The sequence below is a fragment of the Micromonospora sp. NPDC047738 genome, from assembly GCF_040642675.1.
Taxonomy (GTDB): Bacteria; Actinomycetota; Actinomycetes; order Mycobacteriales; family Micromonosporaceae; genus Micromonospora.
The window spans coordinates 53,853-75,151 of sequence record NZ_JBEYSO010000021.1 but is presented as its reverse complement, the minus strand read 5'-3'; the positions used below and the strand labels follow the sequence as shown (position 1 = coordinate 75,151).

The following is a 21,299-nucleotide window of genomic DNA, read 5'->3' as shown; positions in this document are numbered from 1 at the left end:
GGTCACCGCCCCAGCCCGAACGGGTTGCCGGCGGCGTGCGGGCTGAGCTTGACGGTCGGCGGGGCACCCGCGTCGTACCACTCGGCCTGGCGGATCGCCTTCATGGCCGCCTTCCGGCCGGCCGGGTCGAGGCGGTCGACGAAGAGCACCCCGTCGAGGTGGTCGGTCTCGTGCTGCACGCACCGGGCCATCAGGCCGGTGCCGACGATCTGCAGCGGATCCCCGTAGCCGTTGAAGCCCTTGGCGATGACGTTCTGCCGGCGCTTGGTGTCGAAGTAGAGCCCGGGGATGGACAGGCAGCCCTCCGGGCCGTCCTGCTCCTCCTCGTCGGGGAACTCCAGCACCGGGTTCACCAGGTGCCCGAGGACGTCGTCGACGTCGAAGGTGAACACCCGCAGGCCCACCCCGAGCTGCGGCGCGGCCAGGCCGGCACCGTTCTGCTCGCGCATCGTGTCGGTCAGGTCGGCGATCAGCTTGCGCAGCTCGGCGTCGAAGTCGACGACCCGGTCGGCCGGCGTGCGCAGCACCGGATCCCCGAACAGACGGATGGGCTGAACGGTCACGCGGAGTGGCTCCTTGTCTGAAACGAGTGGTGCCGTACCAGTCTACGGAGTCATCCCTGCGGCCCCCGCCGGCGTACCGCGATCGGCGCCCGGCGGCCCGTCACCCTCGGTGACGGGCAGGGTGGCGTAGCCACGCAGGTGAGCCGGACCCGGCGCCCGGGCGGCCCGGCCAGGACGCCGCCCCCTGCTCAGGCGCCGGCGCCCGGCTCCCCGGCCAGCACCGCGTCCCCGCCGAGCAGGGCGTGCTCGGGCAGCGGCAGCGCGATCCCGTGGGCGGCCGCCCAGTCGTGGATCAGGCTGGGGTTGACCTGGGCGGCGAAGTAGTCGACCGCGCTCATCCCGCCGACGACCGGCTCGTCGACCTCGGCGACCAGCTTGGCGGGCACCAGCGGAAAGCCGTTCTGCAGGGCGGCGCTGAGCCGGCGGTGTCCGTCGACCACGAAGAAGTACTCCCCGGTGTAGCCGATGGTGAGCGGCTCCAGGGCCTCGTCGCCGGCCTCGGCCACGTCACCGACGAACTCGGAGTCCCAGAGGCCCCGCAGCGTGGCGATGTCCTCGGTCGGGTAGACCCGGGCCGGGTCCAGCAGCAGCAACGGCTGGCCCTCACGCAGCACGTCCTCGCCGAGCCGCCCCTCGAACACGTCGATGACGTGCTGGATCACCTGCTCCGGGGTGGCCCGGGTGGTGTCGCAGATCAGGTCGTAGTTACGCAGCCGCGCCTTGTCGACGCCGTACCGGACCAGGAACCGGCCGCGCTCGCTCTCGCTGCGCTCCCGGAGCTTGGCCCGGGCCTCCTCCAGCGAGGTGTAGCTCTCGGCCGGGCCGGACGGGCGGGCCAGCACCCGCCGGGCCGCCTCGGTCGGCTCGGTGATCATGTGCACCTTGAGCGCGTCGGTGAAGAAGTGCCAGGCCAGCCGGGAGTCCATCACCAGGCGCTCGCCGGAGGCGGCGATGTCCCGCTGGAGCTGGTCGACGTACCCGTCGACGGCCTGGTCCAGCTCGGCGTGCAGGTTGAGCTGGAGGGCGGTCATCTGCCGCTCCTGGGCCATCTGCCGGTAGAGGTCACCGACGCTGACCCGGCGCAGCCCCAGCCGCTTGGCGATCTCGACGGAGACGGTGCTCTTGCCGCTGCCGAGGTCACCGTTGAAGACGATCGATTGACGGACGGTCACGACTGGTCCACCCCTGCTCACCGGCTGATTGACATCATCGATTTGGCGTCGCCCCCGACAACCCCAGCTCGGCGCGCCTGACGCCGCGCCACGACCTGGCGCCGTCGTCACCGCGCTCTCGCCTGCGTCGCACCCCCGGGCATGACGGGCGATGCTATCACGCAGTCTCTACCCATTTGCCGGACGAGGTGTGCGGCACGCCTCTGCGGACCTGCCGAAACACCCGAAGATTCCCGGAAAGCGTGGCCATCCGACGCCGGACGGCCACGCTGCCCGGGCGTACCTCGGTCTGCCCCTCGTGGCGAGCGGCGCGGCCGGCGGAGCGCGGGGCGGTGGGAGGCGGGGTGATCAGAAGAGGCTCAGCGGGTCGACCTGGAGGCGGACCGGGTCGGCGGCCTTACGGGCGCTGCGTTGTCCGGCCGCCTCGTGCAGCGCCTCGGCGAGCGCGGCCGCCCGGGCCCGGGGCACCCGGACCAGCATCCGCTCCCGCCCCTCGTCGGCGGGGACCGGACCGAGCACCTCCGCGCCGTCCGGCAGCCGGGCCCCGGCGAGCAGGTCCGCCACCGCGTCCGCCACACCGGTGACGCTGGCCATCCGTACCGCCGGGGGGAAACCCAGCTCACGGCGCTCGGCCAGTTCCCGGACGGCGAACCAGGCCGCGTCCCAGCGCAGCAGGGCCTGCACCGGGGCGAGGGCGCCGTCGGCGACCACCACCACCCGGCCACCCGTCACGCCCGGGCGGGCCAGCGCGGCCGCGGCCAGCCAGCGGCGCAGCGCCTCCTCGCCGGCCCGCAGGTCGGCCCGGGTGAGCAGCGCCCACGAGTCGAGCAGCAGCACCGCCCCGTAGCCACCCTCGGCGACCGGCTCCGCGCCCGGCGTGGCGACCACCAGGCCCGCCCCGCCCGGCACCGTGCTCAGCACCTCCTCCCGCCCGGAGGTGCGGACCGGCACCCCCGGGAAGGCGCGCCCCAACTCCTCGGCGGTCCGCCGGGCGCCGGTGACCGCGGCGCGCAGCCGCCGTCCACCGCACTCCGGGCAGGCGTACGCGGCGGCGACCCGGCCGCACCAGCGGCAGGCGGGCACCCGGTCGGCGGCCGGCAACGCGAGCGGCCCGGCGCAGTGCGGGCAGCGGGCCGGCGTCCGGCAGTCGGCACAGGCGACCGAGGGCAGGTAGCCCCGGCGGGGCACCTGGACCAGCACCGGCAGGTCGGCGCGGAGCGCGTCCCGGGCGGTGGTCCAGGCCAGGCTGGGCAGCCGGGCGGAGGCCGCGCCGGGGTCCCGGGCCAGCTGCGGGTCGTCCCCGGTCGGCGCGATCGCCGGCACCCGGGCCCGTACGGTCGCCCGGTCGGCGACCACCTCACGGGCCCAGCCGGTCTCCACCAGCAGCTGGGCCTCCGCGGTGCGCGCGTACCCGCCGACCAGTGCCGCCGCCGCGTCGAGCTGGGCCCGGGTGAGCAGCACCTCCCGGGCGTGCGGGTACGGCGCCCGGGGCTCGGCGTGCAGGTCGTCGCCGTCGTCCCAGATCGCCACGAGGCCGAGCCGCCCGGCCGGGGCGAACATCGCCGCCCGGGTGCCGATCACCACGGGCACGTCGCCCCGCAGGGCGGCGAGGAAGGCACGGTAGCGCCGGGCCGGGCCGAGCGCGGCGGAGAGGCAGACGTGCCGGCCCGGCCCGAGGGTGCCGGTCAGGGCGGCGTCGAGGCGGTCCAGGTCCCGGGCGTCGGCCACCACGACCAGCGCGCCCCGGCCACCGGCCACGGTGGCGGCGACCGCGTCCGCGTACCGGGCCGCCCAGTCCTCCCCGGGCAGCGCGGACCAGACCGCGCGCGGCGCCCGCCCGTCGGTGAGCGCCCGCAGGAAGGCCGGCCCGGCCGGGTAGTCCCGCCACCCGCGCGGGTCCACGCTGGTCCGGTCGCCGCCGGCCGGCGCGGACGGTCGGGCGACCGCCTGCGGCGACGGCCCGGCGACCATCTCGGCGGCCGACGGGTCGGCCCCGGCGGTGGCGCCTTCCCCGCCCGGACCGTCGGCGTCGCCGGTCGTCGCCGCGGCGGCCGAGTTGTCGGCGCCGCCGGTCGTCGCCGCTGCGGCCGAGTTGTCGGCGCCGCCGGTCGTCGCAGCCGCGGCGGCCGGGTGTCCGGCGTCGCCGGGCGGCGCGGCTGCGGTGACGTCCTTCTCGACCCGGGCGTGCCGGGGCGGCACGGCGAGCCGGAGCACGTCGGCGAGGCTGCCGGCGTACCGGTCGGCGACCGCGCGGGCCAGCCGGGCGACCTCCGGCGCCAGCACCGGCACCGGCGAGACCACCTTCTCCAGGTACGCCAGCCGGGGGTGGTCGGACTCCGCCACCCGGTCCAGCAGCCAGCCGTCGACGAGCTGGCCGGCGAAGCGCACCTTCACCCGCACCCCGGGCCGCGCCTGGGCGTCCAGCTCGGCGGGGACCAGGTAGTCGAACGGCCGGTCGAGGTGGGCCAGGGGCAGGTCCACGCAGACGCGAGCGACCGGCGACCCGTCGGCGGGTCGCCGGTCGCTGCGCCTGGTCGCGGTCAGGCTCCCGCAGCCGACTTGAGGTCGGCGGCCCGGTCGGTGCTCTCCCAGGTCAGGTCCGGCAGCTCCCGGCCGAAGTGGCCGTACGCGGCGGTCTGCTGGTAGATCGGGCGGAGCAGGTTGAGGTCCCGGATGATCGCGGCCGGGCGCAGGTCGAACACCTCGGCGACGGCCTTCTCGATCGAGGCGACCGGCACGGTCTCGGTGCCGAAGGTCTCGATGAAGAGGCTGACCGGGTGGGCCTTGCCGATCGCGTACGCGACCTGCGCCTCGCAGCGCTCGGCGAGGCCGGCGGCGACCACGTTCTTGGCCACCCAGCGCATCGCGTACGCGGCCGAGCGGTCCACCTTGGACGGGTCCTTGCCGGAGAAGGCGCCGCCACCGTGCCGGGCGTAGCCGCCGTACGTGTCGACAATGATCTTGCGGCCGGTGAGGCCGGCATCACCCATCGGGCCGCCGATCTCGAAGCGTCCGGTCGGGTTGACCAGCAGCCGGTAGCCGTCGATGTCGAGACCGAGGCCCTCCAGCTCGGGAGTGATCACGTGGTCCCGGATGTCCGGGGTGAGCAGCGAGTCGAGCGAGATGTCGGCCGCGTGCTGGCTGGAGACCACGACGGTGTCGAGCCGGACCGGGCGCAGCCCGTCGTACTCGATGGTCACCTGGGTCTTGCCGTCCGGCCGCAGGTACGGGATGGTGCCGTCCTTGCGCACGGCGGCGAGGCGGCGGGCCAGCCGGTGGGCGAGCGCGATCGGCAGCGGCATCAGCTCGGGCGTCTCCGAGCAGGCGAAGCCGAACATCATGCCCTGGTCGCCGGCGCCCTGCGCGTCGAGCGCGCTCTCCGACGAGCCGGTACGCAGCTCGAACGCGTTGTCCACGCCCTGCGCGATGTCCGGCGACTGGGCGCCGATGGAGACGCTGACACCGCAGGAGGCGCCGTCGAAGCCCTTCTTCGACGAGTCGTACCCGATCTCCAGGATGGTGTCCCGGACGATGGTCGGGATGTCCGCGTACGCCTTGGTGGTCACCTCACCGGCGACGTGGACCTGGCCCGTGGTGATCAGGGTCTCGACCGCGACCCGGCTGTGCGGGTCCTGGGCGAGCAGCGCGTCGAGGATGCCGTCACTGATCTGGTCGGCGATCTTGTCCGGGTGGCCTTCCGTGACCGATTCGGACGTGAAGAGACGTGTCACGGCACTCCTAAGCATGTGAAAACTCTTTGAAAAGGTCGCTCGGCGGCAGTTTAGTCACCTGTCTCCCAGGGTGACCCCTGGAATGCGCGGTGACCAACCGTCAGGATTGCTCAATCAGCCGGGCGACCACGAGGTCCCAGACCGCGTCGGCCAGGTCCTCCTTGGGCTGCTCGGGCAGTCGGTGCACCGCACCGTCCGCCCCGATCACCGTGGCGGCGTTGGTCTCGGCGCCGAAGACCTTGTCCACGCCCACCTCGTTGATGACGATCAGGTCGGCCCGCTTACGGGCGAGCTTGGCCCGGCCGTTCGCCTCGGCGTCGCCGGTCTCGGCGGCGAAGACGACCAGCACCTGCTCCGGCCGGCGGCGCCGGCCCAGCTCCGCCGCGATGTCGGGGTTGGTGACCAGCTCGATGGTGGGGGCGCTGCCGTCGTCCGCCTTCTTGATCTTTCCGGGCGCGTAGGCCGCCGGCCGGAAGTCGGCGGGGGCGGCGGCCATCACCACGGCGTCCGCGTCCGCGGCCGCCTCGAGGGTCGCCTTGCGCAGCTCCTCGGTGGTGCCGACCCGGACCAGGTCCACGCCGGCCGGCTCGGCGAGCGTGACGTTGGCGGAGACCAGGGTGACCCGGGCGCCCCGGGCGACGGCGGCGCGGGCGAACGCGTAGCCCTGCTTGCCGGAGGAGCGGTTGCCGAGGAAGCGGACCGGGTCGAGCGGCTCGCGGGTGCCGCCGGCGGTGACCACCACGTGCCGGCCGGCGAGGTCGGCCGGGGCGGCGACGCCCCGGGCGAGCGCCCGCCGGGCGACCGCGAAGATCTCCGCCGGGTCGGGCAGCCGGCCCTTGCCGGTGTCCTTGCCGGTCAGCCGGCCGACCGCCGGCTCGATCACCCGCACGCCCCGCGACCGCAGGGTCGCCACGTTGGCGACGGTGGCCGGGTGCTCCCACATCTCGGTGTGCATGGCCGGGGCGAGCACCACCGGGCAACGGGCGGTCAGCAGGGTGTTGGTGAGCAGGTCGTCGGCGAGCCCGTGGGCGGCCTTGGCGAGCAGGTCGGCGGTGGCGGGAGCCACCACGACCAGATCGGCGTGCTGACCGAGGCGCACGTGCGGCACCTCGTGCACGTCCGACCAGACGTCGTCGGCGACCGGCTGGCCGGAGAGCGCGGCCCAGGTCGGCGCCCCGACGAACCGGAGCGCCGACGCGGTCGGCACGACGCGGACCCGGTGACCCGACTCGGTGAAGAGCCGGAGCAGCTCACACGCCTTGTAGGCGGCGATGCCGCCGCCGACCCCGAGGACGATCTCGGCGGACATCGACGCGGGCGGGTGCTACGGCTGGTCGGTCGGCTCGGCGGTGAGCAGACCCGCGTTGATCTCGCGCATGGCGATGGAGAGCGGCTTCTCCTGGGGGGTGGTCTCCACGAGCGGGCCGACGTACTCCAGCAGGCCCTCACCGAGCTGGCTGTAGTAGGCGTTGACCTGGCGCGCGCGCTTGGCGGCGAAGATCACCAGCGCGTACTTCGAGGTCGTCTTCTCGAGGAGCTCGTCGATCGGCGGGTTGGTGATGCCCTCGGGGTTGGTGGCGATGGATCCCACGAATAAACCTCTGCGTCTTGATGCACCGCCCGGAGGCGGTGGCCTCTCAACCGCTCGGGCGCGGTTGGGCCGGAGCCAGGAAGGAAGAACCGAGCAAGCCTACCAGCTCGTCCGCCGCACGCTCGGTCCGGTCGTGCGCCACGGCGTGTGTGAGGGCGGCGGCCACGGCCGGGTCCGGCCGGTGTCCGGGCGGGGCGAGGAGCACCAGCTGCGGGCCCGGCACGGCGGCCCGGACGGCGAGCGCACCGGGCAGGTCCAGCGGGAGCAGCACCGGCCGGCCCTCGGCGAGCCGGGACCGGACGCCCTCCCGCGGCACGCCCCGCCGGTACGGCCCGATCCGGCTCCACTCCAGCAGCTCGTCCGCGGCGATCATCCGGTCGAAACGGGCGGGGTCGAGGAAGAGCCGGTCGACGCCGTCCACCTCACCGGGGCACGGGGGTCGGGTGGTGGCGACCACCGGCACCCACACCAACGGAAAGCGCGCCCGGACCTGCTCGACGACACTGCACCGCCCGGCCCCCGAAGGTCCGGTCAGGACAGTGAGCCGAGCCGCCGGGCGCGCCTCGTCATCCGTGCTCACCGCTTGTTTCTACACGCCTACGGCGTTCAGTTGGCGGCGAACTCTCCAAGCAGAGCCTTGCGCTGCTGCTCGCCGAGGCCGCGCAGGCGACGGCTGTCGGCGATCTTGAGCTTCTCCATGATCTGGGTGGCCCGGATCTTGCCGATGCCCGGCATCGCCTGGAGGACGGCCGACACCTTCAGCTTGCCGACGACGTCGTCAGCCTCGGCCTGCTCGAGGACGGTGGCGAGGCTGGTCTTGCCCTGCTTGAGGTCCTCCTTCAGCTTCGCACGGGCCTTGCGGATCTCCGCGGCCTTCTCCAGCGCGGCAGCGCGCTGCTCGGGGGTCAGTGACGGGAGCGGCACCAGTTCTCCTCAGGTCCCTAGCGCGACGGGCGGAGCGCACCGTCGCTTCTGTGAAACGTGGTGTCGCTGGCAACCAAAGGGGTCCGTGGTTCCCAGCGCGGGGAAAACTAGCGGGCAACGGAGTTTTCGGCAACGTGGGCGCGCGAAGATCAACGTAAAGTGACCGAGCCGTCAGTCAGTCATGAGGTGGCGAGGGTCCTCCGGCACTCCGCCAGCACCCGCTCGGCGGCGGCCCGCAGGGCGGCCACCTCGGGCCCGGCGTGCAGCACCTCGCGGGAGTACGACGGCAGCACCGACGGCAGGCTGGACCCGAACACGGTGCGCAGGTCGGCCGCCGTGGCACCTTGCGCGCCGAGCCCCGGGGCGAGTAGCGGACCGTGTACGGCGGAGAGGTCGTGACCGGTGTCCCCGATGGTCGCGCCGACCACCAGACCGAGGCTACCGAGCGGCTCGGCACCCCGGTTGAGCTGGGAAATCTCGTCGATCACGGTCTGCGCCACGGTCCGCCCGTCGGCCGCGACGGCCCGCTGCACGGCGGCGCCCTCGGGATTCGAGGTGAGCGCCAGGACGAAGACGCCGCCACCGTGCGCGGCGGCCAGCTCGAACATCGGCGCGAGTGACCCCACCCCCAGGTACGGGCTCGCCGTGACCGCATCGACATACATCGGGCTGGATGGATCGAGGTACGCCGCGGCGTACGCGCTGACCGTGGAACCGATGTCGCCGCGCTTGACGTCGAGGAGAACGAGCGCGCCCGCCTCCCGCAACTGTCGGATAGTTGACTCAAGAACGGCGATCCCGCGGGACCCGAAACGCTCGAAGAAGGCCGACTGCGGCTTAACCACCGCGACCCGGTCACCGATCGCCTCCACCACCGTCCGGCTGAACCGGTCGAGGCCCGCGACGTCGTCAGACAGCCCCCAGCGGGCCAGCAGCCCGGGGTGCGGGTCGATACCCACGCAGAGCGGTCCCCGCTCCGCCACGGCCCGGTACAGGCGGGCGCCGAAGGTCTCCATCGCGTCTCTCCCTCTCCGTCGCGCGGCGTCGCGCCGCGGCGTACGTCGGTGTCACCCTGTCGCCGCCCGTCCCCGGGTCGGCCGTCCGTGCTGTGCGCCGCCGCGGGCCGTCCACGCGTCCCGTCGAGGGCCGCCGCCGAGGTGTGCGACGCGTGTCCCCGGCGGGCCGCCGGGGGCGGCCAGCGGGCCGGCTCAGCCCGCCTTGACCGCCGCCTCGATGCCGGCCACGATCCGCGCCACGTCCGCGTCGTCGGTGACGTACGGCGGCATGGTGTAGACGAGGTCCCGGAACGGCCGCAGCCACACGCCCTGCGCCACCGCGGCGGCGGTCGCCCGGGGAATGTCCACCTCGTGGTCGAGCTGGACCACGCCGATCGCGCCGAGCACCCGGACGTCGGCCACGCCGGGGGCGTCGCGCAGCGGCGCCAGGCCGGCCCGCAGCCCGGCGGAGATCCTCGCCACCTGCCCGGCCCAGTCCCCGGCCGCCAGCAGGCCCAGGGAGGCGTTGGCGACCGCGCAGGCGAGCGGGTTGCCCATGAAGGTCGGACCGTGCGCCAGCACCCCGTCGGCCGAGATGCCGTGGGCCACCTCGGGGGTGCAGAGCGCGGCGGCCAGGGTGAGGTAGCCGCCGGTGAGCGCCTTGCCGACGCAGAGCACGTCCGGAGCGACCCCGGCGTGCTCGGCGGCGAACATCGCCCCGGTCCGGCCGAAGCCGGTGGCGATCTCGTCGAAGACCAGCAGGATGCCGTGCGCCCGGGTCACCTCGCGCAGCACCCGCAGGTAGTGCGGGTGGTGGAACCGCATCCCGCCGGCCCCCTGCACCACCGGCTCCACGATCACCGCGGCCAGCTCGTCGGCGTGCCGTTCCACCGCGTCCACCAGGGCCGCCTCGTACGCCGGGTCGGGCGGGGTGTCGAAGCCGTCCGGCGGCACCGGCGCGAAGACCTGCCGGGGCAGCACGTCCCCCCAGAGGTGGTGCATGCCGCCCTCCGGGTCGCAGACACTCATCGGGTGGAACGTGTCGCCGTGATAGCCGCCCCGCCAGGTGCCCAGCCGGCGGCGCTGCGGCCGCCCGGTGGCCCGCTGCCACTGGAGGCACATCTTCACCGCCACCTCCACGCTGACCGAGCCGGAATCGGCCAGGAAGACGTGCTCCAGGCCGTCCGGGGCCAGCTCGACCAGGGTCCGCGCGAGGCGCACCGCGGGCTCGTGGGTGAGGCCGCCGAACATCACGTGGCTCATCCGGCCGAGCTGGTCGGTGACGGCCGCGTCCAGCACCGGGTGCCGGTAGCCGTGGATCGCCGCCCACCAGGACGACATCCCGTCCACCAGCTCCGGGCCGTCGGCCAGCCGCAGCCGTACGCCCCGGGCGCTCTCCACCACGTAGGGCGGGCTGGCCGGCGGCAGCGCCGCATACGGGTGCCAGACGTGCCGGCGGTCGGTGGCGAGGATCTCCTCGGGCGTCATCAGGCTCTCCTTCGTCTCCTCGCGGCCGGGCCGCGCGTCGGGCCCGGCGCAGCTTCCCCGCCCGGCCCTCGCCTCACCGGTGGCCGGCCGGCACCGTCGCCGGCGCGGCTGCCCGGGCGACCGACCGGACCAGGGCCGGGCCCCGGTAGATGAAACCGGTGTAGAGCTGGACCAGGCTCGCGCCGGCGTCGAACATCCGGGTCGCGTCGTCCGGGTCGAGGATGCCGCCGACCCCGACCACCGGCAGCCGGCCGCCGGTCTCCCGGTGCACGAAGGCGACCACCTCGCGGGCCCGCGCGGCCAGTGGCCGGCCGGACAGGCCGCCGGTCTCCGCACCCCGCGTCCGGTCGGCCGGGGCGAGCCCGTCGCGGGCCAGGGTGGTGTTGGTGGCGATCACCCCGGCCGCGCCCCGGTCGAGACAGACCGCCAGCAACTCGGCGATGGCCGGCTCGGTCAGGTCGGGGGCGATCTTCACCAGCACCGGCTTCTCCCCCACCAGCGCCGCCAGCAGCGCGTCCAGGTGGGACCGGTCCTGCAGGGACCGCAGGCCGGGGGTGTTCGGCGAGGACACGTTGACCGCGAAGTAGTCGCCGTGCTCCCGCAGCGCCCGGTAGGACGCCAGGTAGTCCTCGACCGCCTCGCCCAGCGGGGTCACCTTGGACTTACCGAGCGAGATCCCCAGGGGTACGCCGATCGGGCGCGGCAGCGCCGCCAGCCGGGCCGCGAGGGCCTCCGCGCCGGCGTTGTTGAAGCCCATCCGGTTGACCACGGCCTCGCTGTCCCGCAGCCGGAACAGCCGGGGCCGGGGGTTGCCCGGCTGGGCGTGCGCGGTGACCGTGCCGACCTCGACGAAGCCGAAGCCGAGCGCCGGCCAGGCCGGCAACGCGACCCCGTTCTTGTCCATACCGGCCGCCAGCCCGACCGGGTTCGGGAAGTCCACCCCGAACACGGTGCGCGGCGCGGACCGGAGGTAGCGGGCGCGCAGCGCCGCCAGCACGGCCGGCCGCCGCGACACCGAGGCCAGCCGGTCCAACGTCCACTCGTGCGCCCGCTCGGCGTCCCCGCCCCCGATCCGAAACAACTGCGGCCGCACCACCCGCTCGAAGATCACCCCGCGCCTCCCCGGCCCCGGGCCCCGTCGATCATGAGGTTGACGGCGATGTCGATCTCCTCGACCGCCGCCAACCTCATGATCACCGCGAGGGTGCCGGCGGTCACTGGGCGGCTCGCAGGGTGGCGTGGAGGTCCTGCAGGGGGCGGACGCGCATGTCGCCCCGGATGCGGGCCTCGATGCCCATGACTGCGGCGGCGGCGCCGGGGACCGTGGTGATGCAGGGGATGTCCGCGGTCACCGCGGCGCTGCGGATCTCGTACCCGTCGGAGCGGGCGCTCGCGCCCGAGCCCTGCGGGGTGTTCACCACCAGAGCCACGTCGCCGCCGAGGATCAGCGACACCGCGTCCTCGCCCGCACCGGCCTCGAAATGCTTGCGGATCTGCTCGCAGGCGATCCCGTGCCGGCGCAGCACCTCGGCGGTGCCGGTGGTGGCGACGATCTCGAAGCCCAGGTCGGCCAGGCGCTTGATCGGGAAGACCATCCCGCGCTTGTCCCGGTTCGCCACCGAGACGAAGATCTTGCCGGCGGTCGGCAGCGACCCGTACGCGGCGGACTGCGACTTGGCGAAGGCGTGCCCGAAGTTGGTGTCGATGCCCATCACCTCGCCGGTGGACTTCATCTCCGGGCCGAGCAGCACGTCGATCCCCTTGCCGGCCGGCGTACGGAACCGCTTGAACGGCAGCACCGCCTCCTTGACCGCGATCGGGGCGTCGGCCGGCATGGTGCCGCCGTCCCCAGTCGGCGGGAGCATCCCCTCGGCGCGCAGCTCGGCGATGGTGGCGCCGAGCGCGATCCGGGCCGCCGCCTTGGCCAGCGGCACCGCGGTCGCCTTGGAGACGAACGGGACCGTCCGGGACGCCCGCGGGTTCGCCTCCAGCACGTAGAGCATGTCGCCCTGCAGGGCGTACTGGACGTTCAGCAGGCCGCGCACGCCGACCCCGCGGGCGATCGCCTCGGTGTAGCGGCGTACCTGGGCCAGGTGCGAGCCGGCCAGGGTGATCGGCGGCAGCGCGCAGGACGAGTCGCCGGAGTGGATGCCGGCCTCCTCGATGTGCTCCATCACGCCGCCCAGGTAGACCTCGCCGTCGGCGTCGCAGAGCGCGTCCACGTCGATCTCGATGGCGTCGTCGAGGAAGCGGTCCACCAGCACCGGGTGGTCGGGCGAGATGTCGGTGGCTCGGCCGATGTAGTCGCGCAGGGTGGCGTCGTCGTAGACGATCTCCATGCCCCGCCCGCCGAGCACGTACGACGGGCGGACCAGCACCGGATAGCCGATCTCGTCGGCGATCGCCTTCGCCTCGTCGTAGGAGGTGGCCGTGCCGTGCGCCGGAGCGCGCAGCCCGGCCCGGGCCAGCACCGCGCCGAACGCGCCCCGCTCCTCGGCCAGGTGGATCGACTCCGGCGAGGTGCCGACCACCGGGACCCCGGCGTTCTTGAGCCGCCGGGCCAGGCCGAGCGGGGTCTGCCCGCCGAGCTGCACGATCACGCCGACCACGCCCGGGCCGCCGGCCGCCCGGCCGGAGGAGTCCTCGGCGTGCCAGACCTCCAGGACGTCCTCGAAGGTCAGCGGCTCGAAGTAGAGCCGGTCGGCGGTGTCGTAGTCGGTGGAGACGGTCTCCGGGTTGCAGTTGACCATCACGGTCTCGTAGCCGGCGCCTTCGACGCCGGAACCGAAACCGGCGCCTTCGACGCCGGAACCGGACGCAGCGGCTGAGCCGATGGGCGCGCTGCGCAGCGCCTGGACGGCGTGCACGCACGAGTAGTCGAACTCGATGCCCTGCCCGATCCGGTTCGGCCCGGAGCCCAGGATGATCACCTTGGGCCGGTCCGAGGGCGCGACCTCGGTCTCCTGGTCGTACGTCGAGTAGTGGTAGGGCGTGGTCGCCTCGAACTCGGCGGCGCAGGTGTCGACCGTCTTGTAGACCGGGCGTACCCCCAGCCGGTGGCGCAGGGCCCGGACGCCGTCCTCGCCGGCCAGCTCGGGGCGGAGCGCGGCGAGCTGCCGGTCGGACAGCCCGGCCCGCTTGGCCCGGCGCAGCAGGTCGGCGTCGAGCACCGGGGTGTCGACGATCTCGGCGCGCAGCTCGACCAGCGCCGCGATCTGGTCCAGGAACCAGGGGTCCATCCCGCCGGACGCCTCGGCGACCTCCGCGATCGAGGCGCCGAGCCGCAGCGCCCGCTCCACCGTGTAGAGCCGGCCGTCGTGCGGCATGCGCAGCGCGGCGAGGGTGTTCTCCTTCGTCGCGTCGGCCGGGTCCGGCCGGGTCCAGAACCCGCCGGCCTTGGTCTCCATCGAGCGCATCGCCTTGTTCAGCGCCTCGGTGAAGTTGCGGCCGAGGCTCATCGCCTCGCCGACCGACTTCATGGTGGTGGTCAGCTCCTGGTCCGCGCCGGGGAACTTCTCGAACGCGAACCGGGGGATCTTCACCACCACGTAGTCCAGCGTCGGCTCGAACGCCGCCGGGGTCTTCAGGGTGATGTCGTTGGGGATCTCGTCCAGGGTGTAGCCGATGGCCAGCTTCGCCGCGATCTTGGCGATCGGGAAGCCGGTGGCCTTCGAGGCCAGCGCCGAGGAGCGGGACACCCGGGGATTCATCTCGATCACGACAATCCGGCCGTCGGCCGGGTTCACCGCGAACTGGATGTTGCAGCCGCCGGTGTCCACCCCGACCTCGCGCAGCACCGCGATGCCGAGGTCGCGCAGCCGCTGGTACTCCCGGTCGGTCAGGGTCATCGCCGGGGCCACGGTGACGCTGTCGCCGGTGTGCACACCCATCGGGTCGAGGTTCTCGATCGAGCAGACCACCACCACGTTGTCGTGGCGGTCGCGCATCAGCTCAAGCTCGTACTCCTTCCAGCCGAGCACGCTCTCCTCGATGAGCACCTCGTGCACCGGGCTGGCGGCCAGGCCGGCCCCGGCGATCCGCCGCAGGTCCTCGTCGTTGTGGGCCATGCCGGAGCCGAGGCCGCCCATGGTGAACGACGGCCGGATCACCACCGGCAGGCCCAGCTCGGCGACGGTCTCCTCGACCTCGGCCATCGAGTGGCAGACCCGGGAACGGGGCACCAGCGAGGACGGGTCGTCGAGGCCGATCCGGACGCCGGCCTTGGCGACGATGTCCTTGAACAACTGCCGGTCCTCACCGCGCCGGATCGCCTCGATGTCGGCGCCGATCAGCTCGACGCCGTACTTCTCCAGGATCCCGGCCTCGTGCAGGGCGACCGCGGTGTTCAGCGCGGTCTGGCCGCCCAGGGTGGGCAGCAGCGCGTCGGGACGCTCCTTGGCGATGACCAGCTCGACGAACTCCGGGGTGATCGGCTCGACGTACGTGGCGTCGGCGAACTCGGGGTCCGTCATGATCGTCGCCGGATTGGAGTTGACCAGGCTGACCCGGATCCCCTCGCTGCGCAGCACCCGGCAGGCCTGGGTGCCGGAGTAGTCGAACTCGCAGGCCTGCCCGATCACGATCGGCCCGGAGCCGATCACCAGGACGTGCTTGAGGTCGGTCCGCTTAGGCATTCTTTCCGCCTTCACTGTGATTCAGGTCGAGGCCGCGGCCCTCGCTCTGCTTCCGGTCGAGGGCGACACCGCCCTCGATCAGCTCGGCGAAGCGGTCGAAGAGGTAGTCCGCGTCGTGCGGGCCGGCCGCCGCCTCCGGGTGGTACTGGACGGTGAAGGCGGGCACATCCTTGGCCCGCAGCCCCTCGACCACGTTGTCATTGAGGCAGACGTGCGACACCTGGACGCCGCCGAACGCGGTGTCGATCACCTGGTCGGGGACCACCGCCCCGGCCTGCGCACCGGGCACCTCCACGGCGAAGCCGTGGTTGTGGCTGGTCACCTCGACCTTGCCGGTGGCCCGGTCGAGCACCGGCTGGTTGATGCCGCGGTGCCCGTAGCCCAGCTTGTAGGTGCCGAAGCCGAGTGCCCGACCCAGGATCTGGCTGCCGAAGCAGATGCCGAAGAGCGGGATCCGCCGGGTCAGCACCTCCCGGGCCAGGGCCACCGGACCGTCGGCGGTGGCCGGATCGCCCGGGCCCGGGGAGAAGAACACCGCGTCCGCCCCGGTGGCGAGCAGGTCCTCGATGCTGGCGGTGGCGGGCAGCACGTGGGTGGTCACTCCGCGCGCCGCCAGCCGGCGGGGCACGTTGCGCTTGATGCCCAGGTCCAGCGCCGCGACGGTGAACCGGTGCGGGCCCTGCGCCTCGACCACGTACGGCTCGGCGGTGGTCACCTCGGCGGAGAGGTCCGCGCCGACCATCTGCGGCGACCGGCGTACCCGGTCGAGGAGGGCGGCCGGGTCGTCGTCGACGCTGGAGATGCCCACCCGCATGGCGCCCCGCTCGCGCAGGTGCCGGGTGAGCGCCCGGGTGTCCACCCCGCTGATGCCGACCACGCCCTCGGCGGCGAGCCGGTCCTCCAAGCCGCCGGTGGCCCGCCAGTTGGAGCCGATCCGGGCCGGGTCCCGCACCACGTACCCGGCGACCCAGATCCGGCCGGACTCGTCGTCCTCGTCGTTGACGCCGGTGTTACCGATGTGCGGCGCGGTCTGCACCACCACCTGCCGGTGGTACGAGGGGTCGGTCAGGGTCTCCTGATAGCCGGTCATGCCGGTGTTGAAGACCGCCTCACCGAAGGTCTCCCCGACGCTGCCGTACGCCTCGCCGTGGAAGGTGCGCCCGTCCTCGAGGACGAGGATCGCGGGCCTGCGCTTGGTCACTGTGCCGGCCTTTCGTTCGCGACTGCGGGACTCCGCTTCGCTGCATTCCTCGCGCTCACTTGACTGCCTTTCCGTCCAGGACCGTCGGCTCGCCGCGCAGGAAGGTCGCCACGATGCGACCTGGCAGCGTCATGCGGGCGTACGGGGTGTTGCGACTGCGACTGGCCAGCTCCGCCGGTTCGATGACGCGGCGGACGGCCGGGTCGACCAGGGTCAGGTTGGCCGGCACGCCGGGGGCCGGGTCGAGGCCGTGCCCGTCCAGCCCGGCGATCCGGGCCGGGGCGCGGGACATCCGCTCGGCGATCAGGTCCCACTGCGGGCCGACCACGTCGAGGGCGATCGACAGCGCCGTCTCCAGGCCGAGCATGCCCGGCCGGGCGTACGCCCACTCGCACTCCTTGTCCTCCACCGCGTGCGGGGCGTGGTCGGTGGCGATGATGTCGATCACGCCCTCGGCCAGCGCGGCCCGCAGCGCGGCGACGTCGGCCGCGGTCCGCAGCGGCGGGTTGACCTTGTAGACCGGGTCGTAGGGAGCCACCGGGCTCCAGTTGTTCGCGAGTGCGGGGCTCGCCAGCTCACTCCGCCCGCTCACGACCTCGTCGGTGAGCAGCAGGTGGTGCGGGGTCACCTCGGCGGTCACCTTCACCCCGCGCGCCTTGGCGTGCCGCAGCACCTCCACGCTGCCGGCCGTGGAGACGTGGCAGACGTGCAGCCGGCTGCCGACGTGCTCGGCCAGCAGCACGTCCCGGGCGATGATCGCCTCCTCGGCGACCGCCGGCCAGCCGGTCAGCCCGAGCCGGGTGGAGACCTCGCCCTCGTGCATCTGCGCGCCCTCGGTGAGCCGCGGCTCCTCGGCGTGCTGGGCGATCACCCCGTCGAACGCCTTAACGTACTCCAGGGCCCGGCGCATCAGCTTCGGGTCGGCGACGCAGTGCCCGTCGTCGGAGAAGATCCGCACCCGGGCCGCCGAGTCGGCCATCGCGCCCAGCTCGGCCAGGCGCTCGCCGGCCAGGCCGACGGTGACCGCGCCGATCGGCTGCACGTCGACCAGCCCGGCCTCCCGGCCGAGCCGCCAGACCTGCTCGACCACGCCGGCCGTGTCGGCGACCGGCGAGGTGTTGGCCATCGCGCAGACCGCGGTGTAGCCGCCGAGGGCCGCGGCCCGGGAGCCGGACTCGACGGTCTCGGCGTCCTCCCGGCCGGGCTCGCGCAGGTGGGTGTGCAGGTCGACCAGGCCGGGCAGGGCGACCAGGCCGGTGGCGTCGACCACCGTGGCGTCCGGCGCGGTCAGCCCCGCGCCGGTCTCCGCCACAACGCCGTCGCGGATCAGCAGGTCGGTCGGCGCGCCGCCGACCACACTCACGTTCCGGATCAGGTACGCGGTCACCGGTTGTTCCCTCCGAGCAGCAGGTAGAGGACGGCCATCCGCACGGAGACCCCGTTGGCGACCTGTTCGACGATGGTGGAGCGGGGTGAGTCGGCGACCTCGGGCGTGATCTCCATGCCCCGGTTCATCGGGCCGGGGTGCATGACGATCGCGTGCTCGGGCAGCCGGCGCAGGCGCGGCCCGTCGAGCCCGTAACGGCGGGCGTACTCGCGGGCCGAGGGGAAGTAGGAGTCGTTCATCCGCTCCCGCTGCACCCGCAGCATCATCACCACGTCCACACCGGGTAGAACGGCGTCGAGGTCGTAGGAGACGTCGGTGCCCGGCGCGAGTGCCGGCGAGATGTCGACCGGGATGAGGGTGGGCGGGCCGACCAGGGTGACCTTGGCACCGAGGGTGGAGAGCAGCAGCACGTTGGAGCGGGCCACCCGGGAGTGCAGCACGTCGCCGACGATCGCCACGTGCAGGCCGGCGAGCCGGCCCAGCCGGGCGCGCATCGTGTACGCGTCGAGCAGCGCCTGGGTGGGGTGCTCGTGGGTGCCGTCGCCGGCGTTGACCACCGACCCGTCCACCCAGTTCGCCAGCCGGTGCGGGGCGCCGGAGGCCGGGTGCCGGACGACCACCGCGTCGGCCCCCATGGCCTGCAGGGTGAGGGCGGTGTCCTTCAGGCTCTCGCCCTTGGTGACGCTGGAACCCTTCGCGGAAAAGTTGATCACATCGGCGCTGAGCCGCTTGGCGGCCGCCTCGAACGAGATCCGGGTCCGGGTGGAGTCCTCGTAGAAGAGGTTCACCACGGTCCGGCCGCGCAGCGCGGGCAGCTTCTTGACCTCGCGACCGGCGACGGTGGCCATCTCGGCCGCGGTGTCCAGGATCTGGGTGGCGGTGGCCGCGTCCAGGTCGCCGCCGGAGAGCAGGTGCCTGATCATGACGGGCTACCCCCGTAGAGCTTGACCTCGTCGGCGCCGTCGGTCTCGGCGAGGGTGACCTTGACGCTCTCGGCGAGCGCGGTCGGGATGTTCTTGCCGACGTAGTCGGCCCGGATCGGCAACTGCCGGTGGCCGCGGTCGACCAGGACGGCGAGCTGCACGGAGGCCGGGCGGCCGACGTCGCTCAGCGCGTCGAGGGCGGCCCGCACGGTACGGCCGGAGAAGAGCACGTCGTCGACGAGGATCACCCGCCTGCCGTCGATCCCGCCCGCGGGCAGGTCGGTCGGGCCGACCGCGCGGGTGGCATGCCGGCGCAGGTCGTCGCGGTAGAGCGTGATGTCGAGCACGCCGACCGGGACGGTCACGTCCTCGAAGGTGCTGATCCGGGCGGCGAGGCGCCTCGCCAGCGGGACGCCGCGGGTGGGAATGCCCAGCAGCACGGTCTCGGCGGCGCCCTGGGTCTTCTCCAGGATCTGGTGGGCGATGCGGTCGACCACCCGCGACACGTCGGCGGCGGTGAGGATGACCTTCACCGAGGGTTGTCGTGGCGGCGACGTACGGGCAGCCGGTGGGTAGGCCACGGCGGACCTCCTTCCCCGCCTCACGGGACGGGTCGTTAAAGGATGTCTGGTCTTCCGGCGGGCCGCAGGCGGCCCGGACCGGGGCTTCACGCCACGTTACCAGCGGTCACCGGGCCGACCGTCGGCGGTACTGACCCCCGGGTCAGGCCGGCGAAACCGGGACAAGTCCCCCGCCTGCCCCAACGGTAACGTCACGAGCACTTGACCCGGTGTCCCAATCCCCGTACCGTCACGCTCCGTAGCGATAGCTGGGAGAACCCCGAGCAGCACTGGGAGTGTCCGAATGCCCTCTGAATACGCCAAGTCGCTGGGCGCCCGCCTGCGCTCCATCCGCCAGCAGCAGGGCCTGTCCCTGCAGGGGGTGGAGGAGAAGTCGAACGGGCGGTGGAAGGCTGTGGTGGTCGGCTCGTACGAGCGTGGCGACCGGGCCGTCACCGTGTCCCGCCTGGCGGAGCTGGCCGACTTCTACCGCGTTCCCGTCTCGGAGCTGCTGCCCGACGGCAGCGGGGTGCGCCACGAACCCACCAGCAAGATCGTCCTGGACCTGGAGCGGCTCTACGACGAGGCCTCCGAGGACCTCGCGTACGTCGCCCGGTACGCCCGCGCCATCCAGCAGCAGCGCGGCGACTACAACGGCCGGGTGCTCTCCATCCGCGCCGACGACCTGCGGGCCCTCGCGATCGTCTACGACGCCTCGCCGTCGGGTCTGATCGAGCGGCTCACCGAGCACGGCGTGCTGGTCGCCGACCCGCGCGCGTTCTTCGCGTCCTGACCCGCTGTCGCCACGACGAGGGCCCGTGCCGGACGGCACGGGCCCTTCGTCGTTCGTGGTGACGCCGCCGGTCAGCGGGTGGCGTACTCGGCGATCCGGCCGAGGATGCCGTTGAGGAAGCGCGGCGAGTCGTCGGTCGACATCTGCCGGGCCAGCTCGACGGCCTCGCTGATCGCCACCGCGTCGTCGATCTCGTCGACGTAGAGCAGCTCGTAGACCGCGATCCGGGCCAGGTTACGGTCGACCACCGGCATCCGGTCGAGCGTCCAGCCCTCGGCGTAGCTGGCGATCAGCTCGTCGATCCGGTCGAGGTGCGCCGCGACGCCCTCGACCAGGCCCACCGCGTAGCCCAGGTGCTCGGGGCGCGGCTTCTCGATCCGCTCGAGGTACCCGGCCAGCACCTCGACCGGCGGGCGGTCCCGCAGGTCGGCCTCGAAGAGCACGTCCAGCGCCCGCTTGCGCGCCTTGCGGCGCGCCGGCATCTGCTGCTTGGGAGCCTCGGCCATCAGGCGCGGCCGAGGTAACGGCCGTCGCGGGTGTCGACCTTGATCTTCTCGCCGGTGGTGATGAAGAGCGGCACCTGGACGGTCGCGCCGGTCTCGACGGTGGCCGGCTTGTTGCCGCCGGTCGACCGGTCGCCCTGCAGACCCGGCTCGGTGTAGGTGACCTCGAGCACGACCGAGGTCGGCAGCTCGATGTACAGCGGCACACCCTCGTGGGTGGCGACGGTCGCCTCGGCCTCGGGGAGGAGGTAGTTGGCGGCCTCGCCGACGGTGCCGCCGGGGACGCTGATCTGGTCGAACGTCTCCAGGTCCATGAAGACGTAGTCCTCGCCGTCGGCGTACAGGTACTGCATGTTGCGCTTGTCGACGGTCGCGGTGTCGACCTTGGTGCCCGCGTTGAAGGTCTTGTCGACCACCTTGCCGGACAGCACGTTCTTCAGCGTGGTACGCACGAACGCACCGCCCTTACCGGGCTTGACGTGCTGGAACTCGACGACGGCCCACAGCTCGCCGTCGAGGTTGAGTACCAGGCCGTTCTTGAGGTCGTTGGTGGTGGCCATTTCCTGCCTTGATCATCAATTGGCGGACAGACCCAAGAAGTCTACAAGCTGTGTCGAACCGGGTCCGCCGCGCTGCGCGCGGGGCCGGCCGGGTGCCCGCCGGGCGAGCGGCCGAACGTGCCGGACATCACCCAGAGCGACAGTCATGGCCACCGGAGGCACCGACCGCACCCGCCTTTGCTCTGCAGCCATCGGCGCAACACGCACGCTCCGTGACGAAGCCGGGCGACGATCCGGGCGGGGGCGGAGCCGGTCGTTGCAGCTCAACCGGGTG

At 73.3% G+C, this 21,299-nt stretch carries 19 protein-coding genes; 1 reads left to right on the top strand and 18 read right to left on the bottom strand.

Annotated elements, in window-relative coordinates:
- Positions 1–2: 2 nt before the first annotated feature.
- From def to pyrR, 16 genes are all read right to left on the bottom strand, one after another.
- A complete protein-coding gene (gene def / locus ABZ783_RS26830; RefSeq protein WP_073835274.1) occupies positions 3–563 on the bottom strand; it encodes a peptide deformylase in 561 nt (186 codons plus the stop codon).
- 188 nt (positions 564–751) lie between these two features.
- Complete coding sequence (locus ABZ783_RS26825) at positions 752–1,735, bottom strand: AAA family ATPase (RefSeq protein ID WP_357442671.1); 984 nt, start codon at positions 1,733–1,735, stop codon at positions 752–754.
- A 348-nt stretch (positions 1,736–2,083) separates the two neighbouring features.
- A complete protein-coding gene (locus ABZ783_RS26820) occupies positions 2,084–4,216 on the bottom strand; it encodes a primosomal protein N' (RefSeq protein ID WP_357442669.1) in 2,133 nt (710 codons plus the stop codon).
- 59 nt (positions 4,217–4,275) lie between these two features.
- The gene (gene metK / locus ABZ783_RS26815; protein ID WP_357442667.1) at positions 4,276–5,481 is read right to left on the bottom strand and encodes a methionine adenosyltransferase; all 1,206 of its coding nucleotides are present in this window, start codon (positions 5,479–5,481) and stop codon (positions 4,276–4,278) included.
- 85 nt (positions 5,482–5,566) lie between these two features.
- Positions 5,567–6,775, bottom strand: coding sequence for a bifunctional phosphopantothenoylcysteine decarboxylase/phosphopantothenate--cysteine ligase CoaBC (coaBC, locus tag ABZ783_RS26810; RefSeq protein WP_357442665.1), 1,209 nt, complete (start codon positions 6,773–6,775; stop codon positions 5,567–5,569).
- Between the two features lie 15 nt (positions 6,776–6,790).
- Complete coding sequence (rpoZ, locus tag ABZ783_RS26805; RefSeq protein ID WP_013285517.1) at positions 6,791–7,057, bottom strand: DNA-directed RNA polymerase subunit omega; 267 nt, start codon at positions 7,055–7,057, stop codon at positions 6,791–6,793.
- A gap of 46 nt (positions 7,058–7,103) precedes the next feature.
- A complete protein-coding gene (locus ABZ783_RS26800) occupies positions 7,104–7,637 on the bottom strand; it encodes a guanylate kinase (RefSeq protein WP_357442663.1) in 534 nt (177 codons plus the stop codon).
- Between the two features lie 26 nt (positions 7,638–7,663).
- Positions 7,664–7,981, bottom strand: coding sequence for an integration host factor, actinobacterial type (gene mihF / locus ABZ783_RS26795; RefSeq protein ID WP_357442661.1), 318 nt, complete (start codon positions 7,979–7,981; stop codon positions 7,664–7,666).
- Between the two features lie 179 nt (positions 7,982–8,160).
- On the bottom strand, positions 8,161–8,997 hold the full coding sequence (pyrF, locus tag ABZ783_RS26790; protein WP_357442659.1) for an orotidine-5'-phosphate decarboxylase: 837 nt from the start codon (positions 8,995–8,997) through the stop codon (positions 8,161–8,163).
- 192 nt (positions 8,998–9,189) lie between these two features.
- Entirely contained in the window at positions 9,190–10,464 is a 1,275-nt protein-coding gene (locus ABZ783_RS26785; RefSeq protein ID WP_357442657.1) for an adenosylmethionine--8-amino-7-oxononanoate transaminase, read from the bottom strand.
- Between the two features lie 73 nt (positions 10,465–10,537).
- On the bottom strand, positions 10,538–11,575 hold the full coding sequence (locus ABZ783_RS26780; RefSeq protein WP_357442655.1) for a quinone-dependent dihydroorotate dehydrogenase: 1,038 nt from the start codon (positions 11,573–11,575) through the stop codon (positions 10,538–10,540).
- A 103-nt stretch (positions 11,576–11,678) separates the two neighbouring features.
- Positions 11,679–15,098: a carbamoyl-phosphate synthase large subunit gene (carB, locus tag ABZ783_RS26775; RefSeq protein ID WP_357442653.1), complete on the bottom strand. Its 3,420-nt coding sequence runs from the start codon at positions 15,096–15,098 to the stop codon at positions 11,679–11,681.
- Positions 15,091–16,299 carry a glutamine-hydrolyzing carbamoyl-phosphate synthase small subunit gene (gene carA, locus ABZ783_RS26770; protein ID WP_357442651.1) on the bottom strand — a complete coding sequence of 403 codons (1,209 nt, stop codon included), beginning with the start codon at positions 16,297–16,299 and terminating at the stop codon, positions 15,091–15,093. The genes carB and carA overlap by 8 nt, the downstream gene beginning before the upstream one ends.
- Positions 16,300–16,354: 55 nt before the next feature.
- Positions 16,355–17,686, bottom strand: coding sequence for a dihydroorotase (locus ABZ783_RS26765; RefSeq protein ID WP_357442649.1), 1,332 nt, complete (start codon positions 17,684–17,686; stop codon positions 16,355–16,357).
- Positions 17,683–18,609, bottom strand: coding sequence for an aspartate carbamoyltransferase catalytic subunit (locus ABZ783_RS26760; RefSeq protein WP_357442647.1), 927 nt, complete (start codon positions 18,607–18,609; stop codon positions 17,683–17,685). Before ABZ783_RS26760 ends, ABZ783_RS26765 begins: the two co-directional genes overlap by 4 nt.
- A complete protein-coding gene (gene pyrR, locus ABZ783_RS26755; protein WP_357442645.1) occupies positions 18,606–19,190 on the bottom strand; it encodes a bifunctional pyr operon transcriptional regulator/uracil phosphoribosyltransferase PyrR in 585 nt (194 codons plus the stop codon). Before pyrR ends, ABZ783_RS26760 begins: the two co-directional genes overlap by 4 nt.
- Before the next feature lie 283 nt (positions 19,191–19,473).
- On the opposite strand from pyrR, the gene ABZ783_RS26750 reads away from it, so the two are divergent.
- Positions 19,474–19,962: a helix-turn-helix domain-containing protein gene (locus ABZ783_RS26750; protein WP_013285505.1), complete on the top strand. Its 489-nt coding sequence runs from the start codon at positions 19,474–19,476 to the stop codon at positions 19,960–19,962.
- Between the two features lie 71 nt (positions 19,963–20,033).
- On the opposite strand, the gene nusB is transcribed toward ABZ783_RS26750, so the two are convergent.
- Positions 20,034–20,444 carry a transcription antitermination factor NusB gene (gene nusB, locus ABZ783_RS26745; protein ID WP_357442783.1) on the bottom strand — a complete coding sequence of 137 codons (411 nt, stop codon included), beginning with the start codon at positions 20,442–20,444 and terminating at the stop codon, positions 20,034–20,036.
- Positions 20,445–20,467: 23 nt separating this feature from the next.
- Positions 20,468–21,025, bottom strand: coding sequence for an elongation factor P (gene efp / locus ABZ783_RS26740; protein WP_357442643.1), 558 nt, complete (start codon positions 21,023–21,025; stop codon positions 20,468–20,470).
- Positions 21,026–21,299 lie beyond the last annotated feature (274 nt).